Below are 4,062 nucleotides of genomic sequence, written 5' to 3' on the forward strand. Positions count from 1 at the left end.
CCCAAGGGCGCCATGCACTCGCACGTGCTGGTCCGCAACTGCCGCAACATCGCCCGTGAGATGCACATCGAGGACGGCGACCGGATCCTCGGCCACATGCCGCTGTACCACATCGCCGGGTTCTGCACGGCCTTCGTGCCGGCGCTGCTGCACGGCTGCACCTACTACTCGCTCGCCCACTGGGAGCCCGATGCCGCGGCCGCGGTCATCGAGACGGAGCGGGTCACCATCTTCGGCGGCATCCCCACGCACTTCATCGACCTCGCGGACTCCCTCACGCGGATCCCCCGCGACACCTCCTGCCTGAAGAGCGCCTGGATCGGCGGGGCCAGCGTCACGCCGTCGGTGGCGGCGCGGGCCAAGGAGGTGCTGCAGCTCGATGCCCTGATCGCCGTCTACGGCATGACCGAGACCACCTCGACGACGGTGATGTCGAAGTTCGAGGACCCGATCGAACTGGTCTGCGAGAACAAGGGCCTGCCGGTCGGCCAGTTCGAGGTCGCCGTGTTCGACCCGGAGACCGGAGAGCAGCGGCCCACCGGCCAGACCGGCGAGGTGCGGGTACGCGGGCACATCGTGACCCAGGGCTACTACCACGCCCCCGAGGCCACCGCGGCAGCCATCACCGAGGACGGCTGGTTCAAGACCGGCGACCTCGGCGTCTTCGACGATCGCGGCTACCTGAAGATCGTCGGCCGGCTCAAGGACATGTTCATCGTCGGCGGCACCAACGCCTACCCGGCCGAGATCGAGAAGCAGCTCGAGGCGCTGCCCGGCGTGCGCCAGGCCGTCGTCGTCGGCGTCCCCCACGAGCGGCTCGGCGAGGTCGGCTACGCCTTCGTCCAGGCCACCGACGGCGCGGCGCCGGCAGCTGACGAGCTGCTGGCCGAGTGCAAGCGGGTGCTCGCCGACTACAAGGTGCCCCGCTACGTCGAGTTCGTCGACACCTTTCCCATGACCAGCACCGGCAAGCTCGAGCGCCACCGGCTGGCCGCGCAGGCCACCGAGAGCGTCGTCGGCCCGGCCTGATCACACCGTCCGATCGGAGATCCGAACTCATGCTGCGCGAGCCGACCGCCCCGACCGGAGAGCTGGACCAGCCGACGCTGACCGGCGCCGTGGCGGCCGCCAACCTGCCCACGCTCCTCATGGTGCTGTTCCACCTGACCGGTGAGGAGCGCTGGCTGCAGGATCCCTACCGGCCACTGCGCACGCCCGGGCTCGCCGAGAACGACGACGCGGGGTTGCCGGAGGAGATCCAGGCCGAGATCCGGGCGGCCGCGGTCGAGGCCATCACCGACTGGTCGGGCGGCAAGCCGGTCGCCGTCGACTCGCCCGACGAGGACCTGCTGCAGACGATGATGACTGTCTGCATGGGCGAGCCGGTGCCGGCGGAGTACGCCACGATGATGCTGCGCGAGATGGGCTTCGTCCCCCGCGAGCGGGCTGCGGCGCCGTCTCCGGAGAAGGCCACGACCTGGCCGGTCCTCGTGATCGGCGCCGGGGTCTCCGGGTTGGCCGCGGCCAAGGAGCTCGAGGAGCGCGGCGTCCCGTTCGTCGTCGTCGAGAAGAACTCCGACGTGGGCGGCACCTGGCTGGAGAACCGTTACCCCGGCGCCGGCACCGACACCCCGAGCCACCTCTACTCGTACTCGTTCTTCCCGCACAGCTGGTCGACCTACTTCGGCAAGCGGGACGAGATGGCGCAGTACCTGCGCCACGCCGCCGAGCACTTCGACCTGCTCCGCTCCATCCGCTTCGGCCAGGAGGTCGAGCGCCTCGCCTACGACGAGGACGCCCAGCAGTGGACGGCGACCGTGCGCACCGCGGAGGGCAGCTACGAGCTCACCGCCCGGGCCGTGATCACCGCGGTCGGCCTGCTCAGCCGGCCCAAGCTGCCGAACCTGCCCGGCATGGGCGACTTCCGCGGCCCGTTGTTCCACTCCGCCGAGTGGCCCGAGGGTGTCGACCTCACCGGCAAGCGGGTGGCGATGGTGGGCACCGGCGCCAGCGCGATGCAGATCGTGCCGACGATCGTGGACGACGTCGCCGGACTGACCATCTTCCAGCGCTCCCCGCAGTGGGTGGTGCCCAGCACCAACTACACGCGACGGGTGCCCGGCGGGATCCACTGGCTTCTGGAGAACGTCCCCTTCTACCAGCGCTGGTACCGGTTCCGCGGCGCGTGGACGTTCAACGACAAGCACCACCCGGCGCTGCAGAAGGACCCCGACTGGCCGCACCCTGAGCGCTCGCTCAACGCGATCAACGAGGCCTACCGGAAGTTCTTCACCCGGTACCTGACCACCCACCTCGAGGGCCGCGAGGACCTGCAGGAGAAGTGCCTGCCGACCTATCCCCCGTACGGCAAGCGGATCCTGCTGGACGCCGGCTGGTTCACCGCGCTCACCCAGCCGCACGTCGAGCTGGTCACCGATGGGGTCACCGGCTTCACCGAGACCGGGGTGCAGACGGCGTCCGGCGGCGAGTACGAGGCCGACGTCGTCATCCTCAGCACCGGGTTCGAGGCGCAGAAGCTGCTGTTCCCGATGGAGATCCTCGGCCGTGGCGGGCAGTCACTGCGCGAGCTGTGGGGCGACGACGACGCAACGGCGCACCTGGGTGTGTCGATGCCCGGGTTCCCGAACCTCTTCTTCACCTACGGCCCGAACACCAACCCCGTCGGCGGCAGCTACATCTTCATCGGCGAGTGCCAGGTGCGGTACATCGCCGACCTGCTGAGCTCGGTCATCGATGCCGGCGCGGGCTCCGTCGAGTGCCGGCCGGAGGTCCACGACGAGTACAACCGCCGGCTCGACGCCGCCCACGAGCAGATGGTCTGGACCCACCCCGGCATGGAGACCTACTACCGCAACGCCGCGGGCCGGGTGGTCACCAACATGCCGTGGCGGGTCGTCGACTACTGGCACATGACCCGCCGTCCGCACCTGGACGAGTACGTCCTCGAGCCCGCGCGCTGACCTGTGGACCGCCCGCAGGTCGCCCACCTCTCCCTGCCCGCCGACCGGCTCCCGTGGACCCCGACCGGCCTGACCGTGTCGGCCGGTGACGAGGTCTCCCTGCTGGGCCGCGGGTTCATCCGGTGGTCCGACCGGGGCGACGTCGGCGCGGGCGCCAAGTACCACCTGTGGGGTCGGGTCCGCGGCGGGCGCGCCTTCGGCTGCACCCAGGACACGACCACCGTGGTCGCGGACCGGGACGGCGAGCTCGAGGTGTGCATCTACCGCGGGGCGTGGGCCGACGCCTACGGCCGGCTGGCCACCGGTGCCGCGCCCTACACCAAGGGTTCGGGCGGACTGGACGTCACCGTCATCCGGTGGCCGGCCGGGGCGCGCGCCGAGGACGGCCTGCACACGGTGGTCGACGTCGATCCGGCGCTCGCCCGCGCCGAGCTGCAGCGGCTCCGCGCCCCGGTGGTCCACCCGCCCGGGTGGACGCACCTGCTCGACTTCGGTCCGAGCGACATCTTCCGCGGGAGCTCGGTCGACGGCGCGCCGGCGATCGAGGTGCTCTGCGACGACGACATCGGCATCCTCACCACCCCGGTGCGCCGGCCGCTGAGCCGGCAGACACGGTTGGAGTGGTCGTGGCGGGTCGACGCGCTGCCGTCGACGCCGCGCGAGGACCACCTCTGGTCGCACGACTACCTGAGCATTGCGATCGAGCTCGGCGACGGCCGCGACCTCACCTGGTTCTGGAGCACCGAGCTGCCCCCGGACGCCGGGTTCCCCTGCCCTGCGCCCACCTGGCGGGACCGCGAGACGCACGTCCCCGTCCGCTCGGGCCGCGAGGGGCTCGGGACCTGGCACACGGAATCGCGCACCGTCTGGGACGACGTCGCCCGCTTCGTGGGGCCGCCGCCGGAGCGGATCGTCGGCATCTGGCTGATCGCGGTGAGCCATTTCAGCCGGTCGCTCACGCGGGGCACCTTCCGCGACATCCGGCTGATCGACGACGACGGCGTCGTCCAGGTCCTGTGAACAGGAGCATGTGCATGCCTTTCTACGAGCCCGAGCACGAAGAGTTCCGCGCGGTCGCCCG

General features: G+C 70.9%; 3 protein-coding genes. All 3 read left to right on the forward strand.

Annotated features, from left to right (window positions below; all coding sequences use genetic code 11):
• On the forward strand, positions 1-1,029 hold a 1,029-nt coding region (locus VGD70_RS35455), incomplete at its 5' end, for a fatty acid--CoA ligase family protein (RefSeq protein ID WP_331089291.1).
• Positions 1,030-1,058: 29 nt separating this feature from the next.
• A complete protein-coding gene (locus VGD70_RS35460; RefSeq protein WP_331089293.1) occupies positions 1,059-2,981 on the forward strand; it encodes an NAD(P)/FAD-dependent oxidoreductase in 1,923 nt (640 codons plus the stop codon).
• Positions 2,982-2,984: 3 nt separating this feature from the next.
• Positions 2,985-4,001, forward strand: coding sequence for a DUF3047 domain-containing protein (locus VGD70_RS35465; RefSeq protein WP_331089295.1), 1,017 nt, complete (start codon positions 2,985-2,987; stop codon positions 3,999-4,001).
• The last annotated feature ends 61 nt before the right edge of the window (positions 4,002-4,062 follow it).

Source organism: Actinophytocola sp. (assembly GCF_036402745.1).
Taxonomy (GTDB): domain Bacteria; phylum Actinomycetota; class Actinomycetes; order Mycobacteriales; family Pseudonocardiaceae; genus Actinophytocola.

Bases quoted from the DNA above. Each gene is read 5' to 3' on its own strand.
- VGD70_RS35460 (WP_331089293.1), top strand. From the start codon at position 1,059: ATGCTGCGCGAGCCGACCGCCCCGACCGGAGAGCTGGACCAGCCGACG.